This window comes from Paenibacillus sp. PL91 (assembly GCF_012935325.2).
GTDB lineage: Bacteria > Bacillota > Bacilli > Paenibacillales > Paenibacillaceae > Pristimantibacillus.
The window spans coordinates 478240-494965 of the sequence record NZ_JABBYG020000003.1; the positions used below are offsets into that span (position 1 = coordinate 478240).

At 34.3% G+C, this 16726-nt stretch carries 13 protein-coding genes; 1 reads left to right on the forward strand and 12 read right to left on the reverse strand.

Annotation, left to right across the window (positions count from 1 at the left end; translation table 11 throughout):
* Positions 1-2: 2 nt before the first annotated feature.
* The 12 genes from HI950_RS10900 to HI950_RS10955 all read right to left on the reverse strand — a co-directional run bounded on the left by HI950_RS10900 (position 3) and on the right by HI950_RS10955 (position 14024).
* On the reverse strand, positions 3-1331 hold the full coding sequence (locus tag HI950_RS10900; RefSeq protein WP_169083620.1) for a hypothetical protein: 1329 nt from the start codon (positions 1329-1331) through the stop codon (positions 3-5).
* Positions 1325-1753, reverse strand: a complete 429-nt coding sequence (locus HI950_RS10905; RefSeq protein ID WP_169083619.1) for a sugar 3,4-ketoisomerase — start codon at positions 1751-1753, stop codon at positions 1325-1327. Before HI950_RS10905 ends, HI950_RS10900 begins: the two co-directional genes overlap by 7 nt.
* Positions 1753-2628: a glucose-1-phosphate thymidylyltransferase RfbA gene (gene rfbA / locus HI950_RS10910; protein WP_169083618.1), complete on the reverse strand. Its 876-nt coding sequence runs from the start codon at positions 2626-2628 to the stop codon at positions 1753-1755. Before rfbA ends, HI950_RS10905 begins: the two co-directional genes overlap by 1 nt.
* A gap of 229 nt (positions 2629-2857) precedes the next feature.
* Positions 2858-5218 (reverse strand): glycosyltransferase, encoded by a 2361-nt coding sequence (locus HI950_RS10915; protein ID WP_169083617.1) that lies wholly within the window; start codon positions 5216-5218, stop codon positions 2858-2860.
* Complete coding sequence (locus HI950_RS10920; RefSeq protein ID WP_169083616.1) at positions 5215-6420, reverse strand: glycosyltransferase family 4 protein; 1206 nt, start codon at positions 6418-6420, stop codon at positions 5215-5217. Before HI950_RS10920 ends, HI950_RS10915 begins: the two co-directional genes overlap by 4 nt.
* Before the next feature lie 18 nt (positions 6421-6438).
* A complete protein-coding gene (locus HI950_RS10925; RefSeq protein WP_169083615.1) occupies positions 6439-7554 on the reverse strand; it encodes a class I SAM-dependent methyltransferase in 1116 nt (371 codons plus the stop codon).
* Positions 7554-8867, reverse strand: coding sequence for an ABC transporter ATP-binding protein (locus HI950_RS10930; RefSeq protein WP_169083614.1), 1314 nt, complete (start codon positions 8865-8867; stop codon positions 7554-7556). Before HI950_RS10930 ends, HI950_RS10925 begins: the two co-directional genes overlap by 1 nt.
* A 14-nt stretch (positions 8868-8881) precedes the next feature.
* Entirely contained in the window at positions 8882-9658 is a 777-nt protein-coding gene (locus tag HI950_RS10935) for an ABC transporter permease (RefSeq protein WP_169083613.1), read from the reverse strand.
* A gap of 4 nt (positions 9659-9662) precedes the next feature.
* Entirely contained in the window at positions 9663-10628 is a 966-nt protein-coding gene (locus HI950_RS10940; RefSeq protein WP_169083612.1) for a GDP-mannose 4,6-dehydratase, read from the reverse strand.
* Positions 10629-10644: 16 nt separating this feature from the next.
* Positions 10645-11616 carry a GDP-mannose 4,6-dehydratase gene (gene gmd / locus HI950_RS10945; RefSeq protein WP_169083611.1) on the reverse strand — a complete coding sequence of 324 codons (972 nt, stop codon included), beginning with the start codon at positions 11614-11616 and terminating at the stop codon, positions 10645-10647.
* A gap of 25 nt (positions 11617-11641) precedes the next feature.
* The gene (locus HI950_RS10950) at positions 11642-12718 is read right to left on the reverse strand and encodes a mannose-1-phosphate guanylyltransferase (RefSeq protein WP_169083610.1); all 1077 of its coding nucleotides are present in this window, start codon (positions 12716-12718) and stop codon (positions 11642-11644) included.
* A gap of 1 nt (position 12719) precedes the next feature.
* Positions 12720-14024 carry a glycosyltransferase family 4 protein gene (locus HI950_RS10955; protein ID WP_169083609.1) on the reverse strand — a complete coding sequence of 435 codons (1305 nt, stop codon included), beginning with the start codon at positions 14022-14024 and terminating at the stop codon, positions 12720-12722.
* Positions 14025-14382: 358 nt separating this feature from the next.
* Here HI950_RS10955 and HI950_RS10960 point away from each other — a divergent pair, with 358 nt between their 5' ends.
* Positions 14383-16644, forward strand: a complete 2262-nt coding sequence (locus tag HI950_RS10960) for an O-antigen ligase family protein (RefSeq protein WP_169083608.1) — start codon at positions 14383-14385, stop codon at positions 16642-16644.
* Positions 16645-16726 lie beyond the last annotated feature (82 nt).

Sequence of the window (16726 nt, forward strand, 5' to 3'; positions counted from 1 at the left end):
ACTTATTTAAACCAAATTATTCTTTCCGTTTGCATATCAATGAAATAACTAAAATAAAGCGATATACATATGACAAATAGTAATGAAGAGAAAATATAGAAAAGTGCTTTTTTATTATAAATATATTCATATATATATTGGACACCAAAGCCTGAAAAAAACAACATGATTAAATAAATGGGATAGCCAAATCTTGATTCTATAGCCGTTGTCGCTATAAACAATGCATATCCGACAGACGCTATCACTAAAGATACCGTCATAAAAGTATGTTGTTTACGTAACTTCAAGTATAATACACCCATCCCAATTAAGAACCATTGAATATATAGCAAAATAGAAGGTAATAATCTAGTTGACACCGCTAGATCGTTAATATATGTATCAACATAACCCCAATCAAACAAACCAAAAATATGAACTACTAATACTCCAACGAATACAAAAAAATCACTGCTCATTAGTTGAAACATACTAATATTATTATTCATTATCCAAGGAGTAACATATCTTAAACCAGGATTCTCCCCATCAATTACTACTGTACCATATTTCAAAAGCTGAGTAGCCCAAACTGACTGTTGTTCTAGAAGATTTATATGTATCAAAGGCGTAAAATGATTAAATTTAGTTATATTCATATACAGTTGAGGGAAAAATAATATTAATAGGAGTAGCCCAATAATAATAAACCTAATAGGTTTAAAATTTTTTATGATTGCCACTCTATACAGAGCTATCAAAAAAAACAAAATCATAAATATTGCACTTGAAGGTCTAATTAGAACTGCAGCATAGAGAAGACTAGCAACAATAGCGCCATTTGATAATTTATTTAGATCCGACTTCAAAAGATACATTAAAGATATTATTAAAAAACAGGAAGCCAACAAATCAGTTAACAGCAGTGTCGTTGATTGAATTAAATACGGATTCAATAATCCGAAAACTAGTATAGTAAAAAAAACCGTCTTTCTTTTTTGGAAATCATACGCTGTTCTTGCGATCATAAGTACCGTTATCAAATAAATAATAAACTGGAAGACACTAAATAGGATTTTCACGCTTGCTGCCTGTCCATCAGTGAATATGTAAAATAATGAAATAAGAAATGGGTAGAGATAAGTTCTTAGATCGTCTGCAATATTAAATAACCCACTGTTTAGAATATTTATACCAATGTCATAGTATCTTTTTTCATCGTAATAATTCTCAACGCTATTTTGATCTACAAAGTAAATGAATTGCGTCAATGATATAAGTGAAATAATCGATAATAAAATCCAATCTTTTTTTAATAACTTAATATCCATTTTCATGTTGCTCAACACGAAGAGTAAGCCTCCTCGAATAATTTGTAATCTCTAATGTAGTCTTCTGGGTCATAGTGATGTGATGCTAGCACTAGTAGAACACAATCTGATGAAAAGTCATACATTTCATGCCAATCATTTGGTTCCAGAATAAGCACCTTATGTGGAGAATTTAATAAAACTTCTTCTTTTCTCTGCAAGTTATCCAAATGAACTTTACAGGAACCAGCAACAGTGATTAATGCTTGTCTCGTTTTGTAATGTCCATGAAATCCACGTCTTACATTATTTTGGGTACCATAAATATAAAAAATCCTTTTAATTTCAAATGGAATTGTAATATTTTCTTCAATTACAGTAAGCAAGCCTCGTTCATCACCTAAAACATTTACCTCAATTACCTTACTTACGGCTTCAATTAGACTTTTATTACTTTTCATTACTGGTCCCCCTGTTCAGCTAATTCTAACAAATATTTACCATATTCATTTTTTGATAATGCTCTACCAAGATGAATTAATTGTTCCTTGTTAATATATTGTTTTGAATATGCAATCTCTTCTATACAAGCGACTTTAAATCCCTGTCGTTTCTCTATTGTTTCAATAAAATGCGAAGCTTGCATTAATGATTCATGAGTACCTGTGTCTAACCATGCAAAACCTCTTCCCAATAATTCAACTTTTAAATCCCCTTGTTTAAGATATACTGAATTAATGTCAGTTATCTCTAACTCACCTCTGTGCGAAGGTTTTATTTTTTTTGCTATATCTACAACAGTATTATCATAAAAGTATAATCCCGTTACTGCATAATTCGATTTGGGTTTATTTGGTTTTTCTTCAATTGATATTGCTTTTGAATCTTTGTCAAATTCAACTACACCATATCGTTGAGGATCCTTTACTTGATAACCAAATACTGTAGCACCTTTTTTTCGTTGTACTACTTTTGATAACATTTCGGAAAATCCTTGTCCATAAAAGATATTATCTCCCAGTATTAAAGCCACATTATCTTTGCCTATAAATTCTTCACCTATTATGAAAGCTTGAGCTAGTCCATCTGGAGAAGGCTGAATAGCATACTCGATAGATATTCCAAGGTCATCTCCATTACCTAGTAATTGTTCAAAACGATGTATATCTTCCGGTGTAGTAATTATTAATATTTCTTTAATACCTGCTAGCATTAGCACAGATAATGGATAGTATATCATTGGTTTGTCGTAAATTGGTAATAATTGTTTTGATACCGTCTTTGTTAAAGGATATAATCTTGTACCACTACCACCTGCTAATATTATCCCTTTCAAAATTATACCTCCTATTGCTATCTCTACTAATAAAATTAACTATAGGTTTATCATTTACTGAAAAACCTACCTTTCAATGCACCCAAGCAATATAGCCATAAAAATCAGCCGATTAAGGAAAGCGTTAGTAAAGTTTTAGACCTGATTAAAAGAAATATAAAATAACAAATCAATCTATTACAATACTCCATATTATATCCGTAACAATTCTTATTGTTGAGAATTACTATTAAATATTAATTGTTCTATACATTCTTTTAGCAACATTTTGAAAACTATGATTGTCCTTCATATACTTTTTTGCTATTTGAGACATCTCATAACTAAGAGAAACATTATTGCTAAGTTCTAATAAATATGCCAAAAGCAGATCTTCTTCGAAATTATCTACATCTACCTTCCAAACAATATCATCCGGATATTCAGTATACGATCCAACATTAGAGACAATGCAAGGAATACCATACCCTAGAGCTCTTGTGAGTGTCGCTGAGGTTTCACCCATTGTCGGCCATCTCAAATTAATACAAAGATCACATGATTTAATATACTCTTTAAATACATCAATATCAGGTGACTCTATAAACTTAATAGACTTATCAGCTTTTAATTGTTTAGATAACTTAGATAACTCTTGTTTTATTTCAATTTCAGCATGCCCCACTATATATAATTCAGAATCAGGATTTGTTTTTAGTAGTCTTGCAAAACTTTTTATTATTGTATCAACTCTCTTATTTGGAATTACATGTCCAAACACACCTATTATAAACTTCGAACTGTTAATGTTTAATTTTGCTTTCACATCAGCCTTATTCATAATTGCAACTTCATCTTCAAGTATACATCCTTGAGGTATAACCTCTACTTGTCCAATAAAGTTCGTATTTAATGACAGAGCTTTTTTAATCCAATCACTGTGCACGATGACGTTAGTGCTTAAATCTACGACTTTATTGTAGAGTGGGAACTGCTGACTATCAGGATATGTGCCGTTATCTATTAATTGTTTAGCAGCTTCTAATCCTTTTTCGCCATAATTGTAGTTTAGTTCATTGACAAATTGTTTTTTTAGACCACGTAAATATGTTGTGTACATAAAAAGCCCGTACAAGTTTAAGTCATGCAGCAACACAACGCCAGGATATAATTTAAGTGTCTTATAAATCCAATCATGAAGTTCATTATTTCCAATATGATAGAGCCTGAATTTAATATTATCTAAACCATTATCAAATAAGTTAATATCCCTAACATCGAAGTTAGTATTGATAAAGTCATTAGAAGGTACTATTCCGTTAACGTAAATTATAATTTCAAAATGGTTTTTTAAAGAAACTAGTAGTTCTTCACTATAATCAGAAATTCCTGATGCTTGAGGATTTAACGGGCTAAAAAATGCCAAAACCGGTTTTTCATTTGAAGAGCTAGAACTTGAGATGGATAACATCGTTTCGAATTTATTAAGACTTATCTTTGTTATTTCTTCCCATGAGAACTTTTGGGATTGCTCAATACCCAATTGGCTATACCGTTGTGAGAGTTCTTCATCATTCAACATGATTTCTATAGACTTTGCCAATTCAATAAAATCATATGGATCTACTAATATTGCTGCTTCTTCAGCTACCTCTACTATTGAAGAACTATTTGTAGATATTACAGGGGCTCCGACTCTCATTGCTTCTAAAACAGGAAGTCCAAAACCTTCATATAGTGAAGGAAATATAAAAACATTACATTCCTTATATAAAGATAATAAGCATTCTCTACTAACAAAACCTAAAAACATTATTCTATCACGATTAACATCATGCTCAATTGCAAATTTGTACAACTCTTCTTTCTCTTGTTCATTTTTAATGCCGCTGATAATTAACTTAATTAGGTGATTTGACTTAATAACCTCAGAGAATGCTTGGATGAGACCTTTATTATTTTTTCTAGGATCATAACCCGTTAGTGAATATATAAAGGGCTTTGTTAGGCCTAACTCTTCATTAAGAACTCTCAATTCATTACCAGAACGAGTATTAGTGTAAAGAGCTTCATCTGTTGAAGCATATACTACTTCTATTTTCTTGGGATCTATTTTCATAAAGCTTTCAATATCGCTTTTAGATGCATTAGATATAGTCAGAATCAAATCTGCACTTTTCACTAATTCAAGCCTATCATTATACTGTTTTTGAAGTTGTTTTGGCCATTTATCATAGTATTGCTCTTTCATTACAATTGGAATTAAATCATAGATTAAAAATGATTTTTTCACTTTATTATTTTTAATAATAGGAACTTCTATATCAAACATTAGTGGACTAGTAAAATGTACAATATCAATTCTATTATCAGTTATAAATTGCTCCACATCGGACTCTTCCCAAAACTGGTCTTGATCTAATCTATTATCGAATTGAATTTGCTTGGATACAAAAGTGAATTGCCATACGTTATCTTTTTTTCTCATTAAAAAATATCGTTTTGAGTCATCATGCTGAACAAATGTTTTTAACCAATTATATGTATATACACCTATACCTCGATTTCTCTCATCTGTATATAAGGTTTGAACATCAATTAATATTCTCATTCAGAAAATTCCTCCATTACAAATCCCTTAGACTTGAGGAAGGCCAATATACGTTCTGCTGTTTTCGCCCAAGTATAATAATGCTCAACGTACTCACGACCATGTTTACCCATTTCAGTTAACAAATCAGGTGAATCTATATATTTATTTAACACCTTATTAAAGCTTTCCATATCTTTATAATATAATCCACCTTTACTACGCTCACAGTGACCTTTTGTTACTTCACATAATTCATGTACAATAACAGGTGTATCACATAACCAGCTTTCCATAATTACAATGGAGAAGCTTTCCATTAATGAAGGCTGTATCAAAGCAAGTGAACCCGCAATCGCATCATACTTTTCTTGATCATTTAATTCACCTATTTGAACGATATTCGGTGATGATTTTATCATTTCTATGATTTGGTCTTCTCCTTGACCAACAAAGAGCAATTTCGTTGTTCCCTTATTCTTTTGTGAAAAATTATTAAAAAACTCAATTAGCTGAGGAACGTTCTTTCCAGTTACTTGTCTACCAACATATATGAAATAATCATCAGATATCCCATATTTCTTTTTAAAAGCTCCCGGATTTGGAGCAAAGTTAACTTCTACCCCTCCACCTGAAACAATTGTGTCATTTATCGATATATTATGTATTTTTGCTGTAAATTGTTGTTCTTCAATTGTATTAAACATTATCCCTGCGGTCCTTTTAAACATATCACCTATTACTTTAAAATAAGCCATATCTTCATCATGCATGCATGGAATAATAAAGGAACGTTCAGGAACTAACTTACTTCCCCAATATGTTGTTCCATACAAATAAGGTATAAACAAGAAAACATAATTAGCAGCATTTTCAGCAATAAATTGATTCAATGAATCACTATTCACAGTTTCTAGTAGCAACTGCATTTCCTCTATATAAGTAAGCTCTTTGTTACTTATTAATTTCCCCATCAATTCGTCATATAATTGTTTATTTCTACTCCGCAATGAAAACCGTCTTATTGTATAATCTTCAATTTGATACTTTCCTTCCTTATAAAAATCCTTATCCCAAGGCCAAAAAGAGTCTTTACCACAAGTTGTAAGTATTTCAACTTCATTTCCCGCATCTTGGAGGCTTTTTGCAATCCCACCTGCAAATCGTTCAGCTCCACCTGATATACTATCTGAGAACCATGGAGTAATAACTGCTATTTTCATATCTAGCCCCTTTAATATCTATTGTTTTTTTAAGACTAGTGAATAGTTATAATATTGAATTGGTGAAACTATATTTTCATCTATAGGTCCACTTAAGTATGAGTTAACAACTGAAAATCCTGTAACGACTGCTAGATGCTTCAAGGCTTCCGGTAATAATGGTTTTTCGTGTGTAGGATCTAAATAATAAAGATTATGCATAACATACACAGATGAAGCGTTCGGTGTTTCTAGTACTAGTACTCCATTATTTTTTAATTTGGTTAAACATAAATTTAAAAATTCTATTTTCATGTTTACAGGTAAATGCTCAATCACATGTCCCATAAATATTCCACTTAAACTATTATCTTCAGCTTTATTTAAATAATTAATAGCATCATTAGTTTCAGCACGTAACCCCTTTAATGAACAGATATTAATTAGTTCTGCATCAGAATCAATACCAAATCCATTAATTCCATTTTCTTTCAGTAACTCTAAGAAGTAACCTTTACCACATCCAATATCAAGAACATCTTCACAATCGGCAAAGTACTGGATATATTGAGAATAGATATCTTGAACCGTTTTGGAATCCGCACTAAATTTCTCAGCGAATTTCGAATAATCAAAATCCAAGGTTTTAGTTTTTTTAAACTCAATTTCAAAAAGCTCAAATTTCTCGTTAAGCTCTTGAATTTCAAGGTTTTGATCATAAGTTTGCTTTTGAAGGTTGTAAATCAGTTTTTGTTGATCATTAATTATTTCTAAAGATGCATTAATTCCAAACCAAATATCATGATTTAAATGCTTTTGTTGATTAACAAAAACATCAGCGTACCATTTAGTAAACAATCTCGTACCAATTTTTCGTAAAGGGATAATTATTTTCCCTAACCACTTATATCTAGATACTAGATGTGGCTCTAGAAATGCAACAGGTATGTTAGGAGTTACTCTATGATTTAGTCTTTTAAAATTATTAGAGATATTGTTCATTATTTCTTTGGAACTTTGATCCGTGTTATATATATGTCCGAAATCAGTATTTGTATCAAAAACCTCCTTTGAGGATGTTGGATTATTATCATTTTTTCGTACACCATTTCTTATTTGGTTCATAATAAAACCAGGAGTAATTTTACCCGGCATCAAGATTCCTCCCTACTATTCTCATTTATCCAATGATGATTCAATTTTGCGATACCAACATCGCTAACAGTACTTGAAACTTTAAAAGAGAATCTTTTATCATGATAATCATATTGATTTCCATTTATATCGTGAACCGCTGCTGTGACTAAATAAGTATTAGCAACAAGATCAAGTGAAGTAATAGTAAATGAGATCTCCCCATTATCATTTGCATTTAAATTACCTATAGGATACTGATCTATATAGGTATTTGTACCATAGCAATTAATGTGATCTATAGTATGTATCCCTAATCCAAACACTGGACTATTCACACTATGATTAACCTTATATCTAATTACAATCCTCATAAAATCGCCAGACATAAAGCCAATTTTTTTATTGTTATTTTCATCAGTAAACATTACTTCAATTATTTCAATATTACGATTTCCCCACCTATCAACTGTTTCATGCTCGGTTAATGAAGTGGTTTCGTTAGTAATATCTTGAGTCAGTTCAATTTCCTTAATTTCATCAACTTTTAACTCTTCAAGATTATTGGAAATATCTTCGTCTTCCCTTATAAGTCTTTTATTCTCCTCTTCACCCAAGTAAGTTAAGTACTTATCAATCATTCTTCTTGGTTTTCCCTCATCAACAATCTTACTTTTATTTATCCAAACAACTCTATCACATAGCTTTTCCATAGCTCCAAGATCATGAGATACAAATACAATTGTTGTTCCTTTGCTTTTCAGTTTCATTAACTGCTCCATACATTTTTGTTGAAAAGCAGCATCACCTACTGCCAATACCTCATCGATTAACAAAATATCAGGTTCAACCATTATAGCAACAGAAAAAGCTAGCCTCATATACATACCTGAAGAATAGCTTCGCACGGGATTCTCAATATATTCTTGAAGTTCAGAAAACGTAATTATCTCATTTAGCTTGCTTTTAATTTGTTTTTTTGATAGACCTAGTATCGCAGCATTCATAAAAATATTTTCTCTTCCCGTAAAATCAGGATGAAAGCCAGCACCTAATTCAAGTAAACTTGATACTTTTCCGGTCATATTAATGCTACCATTATCAGGATATAATATTCCTGTCAACAATTTCAGTAATGTACTCTTACCAGAACCATTCCTACCAATTAATCCAACTGTCTCACCTTTTTTTATCGTCAAAGAAACATTATCTAATGCCAGAAAGGCTTCATACTTATTTTTTCTTCGGAAAATAATTCTATCTTTTAAAGTTGAACTCCGCTCTTTGAACACTTTAAAAGATTTTGTAACATCAGTCACTTTTATAACATCCATTATCAATACCATCCTTATATTTCTTCAGCGAAATTACGGCTTAACTTTTCGAAAACAAAGAAGGAGATTTTTAGTAGTACAGCCGAAAATAACAATACAACACCAAGACTAATAAAATCAGGCATTTCATTATAAAAAAACACCTTATGGAAACTTTCGATAATAACTTTTAATGGATTCAGATTAAATATAAATGCGATTTTTTCAGGAATCATACTTGATGTGAAAACAATTGGCGTTAAATAAAACCAGGCCATAATAACAACACCCATAATATGTTCCAAATCACGAAAGAAAACATTGAGACTCGAGATCAATAAAGTCATAGCAAGTGTAAACATCATATGAATAAAAAGAACTAACGGAAGCATTAACAACGGCCAACCTAAATTTATTTTATGAATAAATAGTATTGGAAATAATATTAGTAAACTAAATAAATAATTAATAACTCCTCCTAAAATAATAGAGAGAGGTAAAATTTCTTTAGGAAAATATATTTTTTTTACTAAACCAGCATTCCTTACTATAACTCCAGCTCCTGAAGTTATTGCTTGACTAAATAAAGACCAAGATATTAGCCCTATAAATAAATAAGCGGTGTAATTTTCCATATCAATGCGTACCACATACTTAAATACTATCGAATATACCAGTAGCATCAGCAATGGATTTAAAAGCGTCCAGAAAAACCCTAAAAATGATCCTTTGTATCTTGTCCTTAAATCCGTCAGCACTAGACTCTCTAACATTTGCCTATAGTTGTATATCTCTTTTAACTTCCTAAACATGTATCTATGACTCCTTAGAGGAATTAATTTCAGATCTCCAATAATTCAATATATTAATTAATGATTGATCAAGATCTATTTGGTTCTCCCAATTAGTCGATCTTATAATTTTAGCTGGATTACCGATATAAAGGGGCAAATCAGAAGGCCTCATTCTAGAAGGATCTTCTTGAATTTCAATAGAATCACAAATACTCGCTTCAACATATTTCTTTAATATTTCTTTTATAGCAATTGGCTTTCCAGAACAAACATTGTAGACTTCACCTTTATTACCATCACTTAATAGCTTTTCGTAGGCTACCACAATGTCTCTTACATCACTAAAATCTCGCTGTGCATCTAAATTTCCAACGTTTATTATCGGAGGAACTATCCCCTTCTCAATTTGTGCAATCTGATACGCAAAATCGGAGGTAACAAAACCTAACGCCTGCCCAGGCCCAATATGATTAAATGGCCTTGCATGCACAATATGCAACTGATGTGCACGCGCATATTGTTGTGCAAGCATATATACTGTTGCTTTCGATAATCCATATGGACTAATTGGATGTAATGTTTCCTCTTCATTAATTGGATTTTCAAAATCCGAAACTTTTCCATACTCCTCAGACGATCCTACAGTCAATATTCTCACCGATTTAGCTACATTACTTTTTCTTATCGCTTCCAACAATGCTATCGTTTTGGACACATTGGCTTCGAATGTACCTTGAATGTCTTCCCAAGATAATTTGACTGAGCTTTGACCAGCAAGGTGATAGATATGATCAGGCTTTATTTGGTTAATCGTTTCGACAATACAATCTTCATCATTGAAATCAATAGTTACTAAATTCAATCTGGTGTCATTAAGATCCAAAGATGACATGCGAGTCGCTCCCCAAACCTCATAACCCAAACTAGTCAAATAGTCTGCCAAATAGCCCCCAACAAATCCAGTAATACCTGTAATCAAAGCTCTCATCAATTAATACCGCCTTCTACCGTAAACTTTGTTGTACTTTAGCAAGATCACTATCTACCATCATTTTCACAAGCTGATCAAATGAAACTTCCAATTCCCATCCAAGCTGTTTTTTCGCTTTTGTACAATCCCCTAGTAATAAATCAACTTCTGCTGGACGTACAAACTTAGGATCAATTACAACATAGTCTCTCCAGTTAAGACCGGCATGACTAAAAGCAATTTCAACTAACTCTTCAACAGTGTGTGTTTCACCGGTAGAAATAACGAAATCATCAGCTTTGTCCTGCTGCAGCATCAACCACATAGCTTTAACATAATCGCCTGCAAATCCCCAGTCCCGCTTGGAATCTAGATTTCCCATTCGAAGCTCCGTTTGTAAGCCCAGTTTAATCCTTGCAACGGCATCTGTTACTTTGCGAGTTACAAACTCAACACCGCGACGTGGAGATTCATGATTAAATAAAATACCAGAGCAAGCAAACATATCAAAGCTTTCTCTATAATTAACAGTAATCCAGTGTCCATAAACCTTAGCAACACCATATGGGCTTCGTGGATAAAAAGGTGTTGTTTCCACTTGAGGCGTTTCAACCACTTTACCGAACATCTCACTACTTGAAGCTTGATAATATTTTGCCTCAGGCTTGGTCAGACGAACTGCCTCAAGCATATTAGTTACTCCTAATCCTGTTACATGGCCTGTAAGTACAGGTTGATCCCATGAAGTTCCGACAAAAGATTGTGCCGCTAGATTATAAACTTCATCCGGATTAGCGATACGGACAGCATTAATCAAAGAACCTTGATCCAACAAATCCCCATCAATAAACTCAATCTCATTTTTAATATGATTAATATTCTCTAGAATCGGAACGCTCGTTCTTCTTCGTAGTCCAAATACTTTATATCCTTTTTCCAATAATAATTCTGCTAAATAGGATCCATCTTGTCCAGTAATACCAGTAATTAACGCTTTTTTAGTCATCTTGAGTCATTCTCCTTATATATGTTTATAAATATTGTTCAAGCTTTTGCATTCTTAGTTCCTTAAGCAATAGCTTTACTTCTTGTGCCTTTTCTTTTGTACAAATAAGCGTAACATCTTCTGTATCTACTATAATCAAATCCTCAATACCTAAGGTTGCAATCAACTTACCATTACTTTCAATGATGCAACGCTTCGTATCGATATTTAATATATTCCCTTTAATAACATTTCCATTTTCATCTAAATCATCAATTCTCTCCAAAGCAGTCCAGCTACCTACATCATCCCACCCAAATAAACATGGAATAACAAAAATATCCTCTGCCTTTTCCATTATGCCGTAATCTATCGATTGATCAGGCATTTTGACGAATTCCATTGCAATTATATCATTTTGATTCTCTTTCCCAAAAGCAAATTTCATCGTTTCCAAAATATCATGCATTTCCGGCATAAGCTCTTGTATATATTTTCTTATTACTTTTGTTTTCCAAATGAAAATTCCACTATTCCAATAAAAATTTCCAGCCTCTAAATAATCTTGAGCTGTCTCAAGATTAGGTTTTTCAACAAATTTATTTACTTTAAATACACTGACATTATTGACTGGATTGTTCAAACCAGTACTTTCTATGTAACCATAACCCGTTTCTGGATATGTCGGTTCTATCCCTAAGGTAACTAAGTTCCCATTATCGTTTGCCACTTCAACAGCCGTTTTAAGAATCTCAATAAATCCATTATCGTTCTGAATAATATGATCGGATGGCATAACAATCATTGTACTATCCGGATAACGATCTTCAATAATTAAAGAAGCGAGTCCAATACACGGTGCCGTATTTCTGCCTATGGGTTCGATAATAATATTTTCATGAGGGAGATGAGGAATTTGTGCTTTTAAAAGTTCTGCGTAAAGCTCATTTGTAACAATGAATATTTTGTTAATATCAATTAGTAATTCCAATCTTTCAATTGATTGCTGAATCATAGACTTGTTCCCAGATATATTTAAAAACTGCTTTGGCAGGTTAGTTCGACTCTTAGGCCAAAATCTTTCACCTTTACCTCCTGCCATAATCACACAAGTAATTGTCATATTAACCTCCATTGTTCCACATAGTTATATATTCCAAGCGTTTCTTTATTAATTGTCCTACACGCTCAGGAGAAAAATCGGTTTTTATCGTAATTTCGCCTTGTTTAGCAATTTGATTGCGATAATTTTCATCGTTAAATAGTCTCTTCATATAGTCGCTAGCATGACTAACGTCAGGCTCTGCCCAGTATTGATAAGCTTCATATGGACCATATGTGTATCCTAGACTTACTAGTTCAAAATTAACCGGACAAGAATTACTCTGATTCATAAAATCTGTATTGGAAGACCAATTAGTACCTATTACAGGCTTTCTCAAGTACATTGCTTCCGCTAAACCAAGTCCAAAGCCTTCACTTCTATGAAGGGAAATGAAGCTATCTGAAATGTTAATCAATGCATTAATATCATTTCTTGATAGTACCTCTTTAATTAAATAAATATTTTTATATTCTCCGATTAACTCTTGAAGCATTTGCATTTCTTTAGACTCAGGACTGCTAATATTTACTTTAAGAACTAAACCTACATTGTCATCATCTTTACTAAAAGCTTTTTTAAATGCTTCAACTGATGCTTGTGGATTTTTACGTTCCTGATAGCTTTTCACATCGTACATCGTTAAAAATAAGAATTTATGATCAGGAAGATTAAAATATTTTCTTGTTCTGATTTGCTCGATTTTAACTTCAATCGAATGAGGAATTCTAATTACGGGAACAGGGCTCTTGAGAGATAAAGCTTCAGCAACAAATGTCGATGGAGCCCACACTTCGTCGACTAAACTGAAACTTTCCTTCCATCGATCAGGAAAGTCGGGCAATTCCCAGTGCCAATATCCGATATTGTAACGATTATTGAAAATCCTGTTTCCATAATGAGCATATATTTCCATCATCTGCTCAGCATTAATATGAAATACGTTTACATCATAAAGAGGGCTTTCGATTTCCTTGTGCATCCAGGAGGTATCTGACATTCTAGCACTATTAGTTCCCTTAAAATTTAGAATACCAAAAGGTAAATCACCAGCTGTCAGTGATTTAGCAGCTATTCGACATGATTCCCCTATTCCCATTTCCGCTCTAGCGTACCCAACTAAGTTTATTCCTTTTCCCTCTATTTGAAGTTTAGTTGATTTGCTTTTCTGTTCGATTGGAAAGGCTGACTTCAGCAATTTTCTCTTAATTTGCTGCATTTTATGTGCTGGCACAAATAAAGCTGCAATTTTTTTAGTCGGTATTGCTGCTTTATACAATGCTCTTGAAACTAGCCTTTTAATACTGACCACCACCGCGAATTTCATTGTTATTATCTATGACAGAAACGAATCTGTTTTTAACAATTTCAATATTTAAACTTTATCCCCATCAGAAATGTTGCATTGCATGACGTATTGCTTAGTAAATTTGTCTTATTCATCCTAGCTATTCTACCAAAGTTCCTCCCATATTCATACCTAATTCCATTTCCAAAAACGAAATTTTTGTAGAATCAAGACTTAACTTGTCAATAACCAACAATACCCCATTCCCTACAAATTTGTAAACGCCATACATTTTTAACCTTTCTATTATAGTAATCTACTCCCCCATTTGTTAAAATACTTAATGTAGCAATAACAGTTTCATATATACATAACTATGGATGAGGAGTACTTACGAATGAGCGCACGAAACAATTCAAAAAGCAGTACGCAGACGATATCCGCTGATTTATCGCTTTTGAGGTGGATTGGCACGATTGGAATTGCCCTGTTTCTTATCATTTTCCCTTATAATCGAGGATTGTTCAACGGCTATGAGATAGGCTTCGAGTCTGCAATCTATGGTGCGGCCATCTTTGGATACGTTGTACTGATCGTAACAGCTGCCTACATGTTCCGCAGCACGCTGCTGAGCAGTTACCGCGGTATTTTGTCGATTGCTGTCATGGCGCTTCCGCTCATTTATTGGTTATCTTCTTTCCAAGCCGTATCGAGCTATTATGCAAAGTTCATGACTCTCGTTTATTTTTTGCTAGCTGCTCTCTTTATTAGCGGACTCTATTTTGCAGACACCAAGCTTTCACGCAAAACGATCGAATATGCCCTTATGCTCTCGTCCTATTTAGTCGTCATCTTTGGCTTATTGAATCTGTTCGGCCAAATGTACTATAGAGATGCGCTATGGCTCGCGCATGACGGCTACCGTCTGTCATCCGTTTTTCAATATTCAAACACTTATGCCGGCTTCTTAGCCGCATTGTTTCTAATTAGCCTCTACTATGCTGTACACTGCATACGTCCTTCTGCGCGGCTCATTCATGCAGCTATGCTTGTACCGATTTGGATTTCGTTTATGTTTACCTATTCGCGGGGCGCTATCGTAGTTATACCCGTTATGGTACTGATCCTACTGCCGTTTTTACGCCTGACGAAACAAATCGCGTACATCGTATTTATGGCTTTGTCTGTTGTCGTCTCAATGGCTATATTAGGCAAGCTTACGACGAATGCCGATGCCATTGCCGCACTCGTGCAGCCGACCGAAACGAAAGCGCAAAGCCCAATTTCGTTGTTCAACTCTTTGCCGCTGCAAAACTGGGGACTACTGCTGCTAGGAATGGCCATTACTGCCGGCTTGGTCTTGCTTTACCATGCCAAAGTTAATGCCTTCCTTGAAGCAAAGCTAGGGAATCTATCTACAAAAAAATGGTCATTCGCGGCTGTACCCGTCGTCGCAATCATCCTCGCAGCCGTTGCCGTTGCCAGCCTATTAGGCAGCAGTGCGATCCGCGGCATGCTTCCGGATAAAATTGCGGCTCGCTTTGAAAATATTAATTTACAGCAGCATAGCGTACTAGAGCGCTTGACCTTCTACAAGGATGGTCTTCATGTAGCTCAGGATTATCCGCTTCTCGGCGGAGGCGGCGGTGCTTGGCAAGCGATGTATGAGCAATATCAGAACAATCCTTATTGGAGCAGACAAGCGCATAGCTTCTTTGTTCAGACGCTTGTGGAAACCGGCTGGATTGGTTTAATCGCCCTACTCGCTCTGCTCGTTTTTGTTTACAGCTTATATATCCGTTCCTTCATCCGATATCCAGAGCTGCGTGGAAGTCATTTCATCTTTTTTATTCTTTCGTTAACGCTGCTTATCCACAGCGCGATTGATTTTGATATGAGTTATCTGTTCATCAGTGCACTCTTATTTATTTCACTGGGCTGCATGCTAGCTCCTTATAGCAGCAAGCTTGTGATTGAACGCCTCAAAGAAAAGACGGTACGTCCTTGGCAAAAGGCCGCTTACCCAGCGATTCTCGCTCTATTGTCACTATTCCTGATCGTCGTTGCCATTCGGGAAAACAGCGCCGTTCATAAATACAATCATGTTTATTCGCTAGCCATTCAGCAGCAAACGCCTTTGGACGAGATGGTGCCTCTTTTGAATGAAGCCATCGATGCATCGCCTAAGCATTCGACTTTCTCGTTAACGATGGCAGATTGGATGGAACAGGCTTATAAACAAACGTCAGATCAATCCTATCTAGATAAAGCTTTAAACACGGTCAAGCAAGGTAGAGATTCTGATCCATATAACCGCGGTCTTCTTCTTGCGCAATATCGTCTTCTTCAACAGAAGGGACTATTCGAGGAATCACTTGCTATACTTGACGAGGGTGTCACCAAGTTCCCTTGGGACATCAATTTATATGAAGCTGCGATCATCTCTTATGTAAAAGCAAACCAGACAGCTTTCTCCGAGAAAAACGAAGATAAAGCAAAACAATACGCGCAGCGTGTAGCCGACCTCTCCAATGAAATAAATCGAAGGATCGGTCAGCTTGCCGCCTTACCGGCTGAACAGCAGCAGGGGCGCTCCTTTGCCATTACGCCAGCTATTGAGCAAGCTATTGCACAGGTAGAGCTTGCAGCCGTTAAATAGAGGTTACCATTAATCTTACTAGTATTCCTAAGACTGTCCGCCCGCACGAAATGTGCATGGCGGGCAGTCTTTTCTTATTTCC

Excerpts from the sequence above, each read along its gene's own strand:
- HI950_RS10905 (WP_169083619.1), bottom strand. The coding sequence starts at position 1,753 with ATGAAAAGTAATAAAAGTCTAATTGAAGCCGTAAGTAAGGTAATTGAG.
- HI950_RS10915 (WP_169083617.1), bottom strand. The coding sequence starts at position 5,218 with ATGAGAATATTAATTGATGTTCAAACCTTATATACAGATGAGAGAAAT.
- HI950_RS10920 (WP_169083616.1), bottom strand. The coding sequence starts at position 6,420 with ATGAAAATAGCAGTTATTACTCCATGGTTCTCAGATAGTATATCAGGT.
- HI950_RS10925 (WP_169083615.1), bottom strand. The coding sequence starts at position 7,554 with ATGCCGGGTAAAATTACTCCTGGTTTTATTATGAACCAAATAAGAAAT.
- HI950_RS10930 (WP_169083614.1), bottom strand. The coding sequence starts at position 8,867 with ATGGATGTTATAAAAGTGACTGATGTTACAAAATCTTTTAAAGTGTTC.
- HI950_RS10935 (WP_169083613.1), bottom strand. The coding sequence starts at position 9,658 with ATGTTTAGGAAGTTAAAAGAGATATACAACTATAGGCAAATGTTAGAG.
- HI950_RS10940 (WP_169083612.1), bottom strand. The coding sequence starts at position 10,628 with ATGAGAGCTTTGATTACAGGTATTACTGGATTTGTTGGGGGCTATTTG.
- gmd (WP_169083611.1), bottom strand. The coding sequence starts at position 11,616 with ATGACTAAAAAAGCGTTAATTACTGGTATTACTGGACAAGATGGATCC.
- HI950_RS10950 (WP_169083610.1), bottom strand. The coding sequence starts at position 12,718 with ATGACAATTACTTGTGTGATTATGGCAGGAGGTAAAGGTGAAAGATTT.
- HI950_RS10955 (WP_169083609.1), bottom strand. The coding sequence starts at position 14,024 with ATGAAATTCGCGGTGGTGGTCAGTATTAAAAGGCTAGTTTCAAGAGCA.
- HI950_RS10960 (WP_169083608.1), top strand. The coding sequence starts at position 14,383 with ATGAGCGCACGAAACAATTCAAAAAGCAGTACGCAGACGATATCCGCT.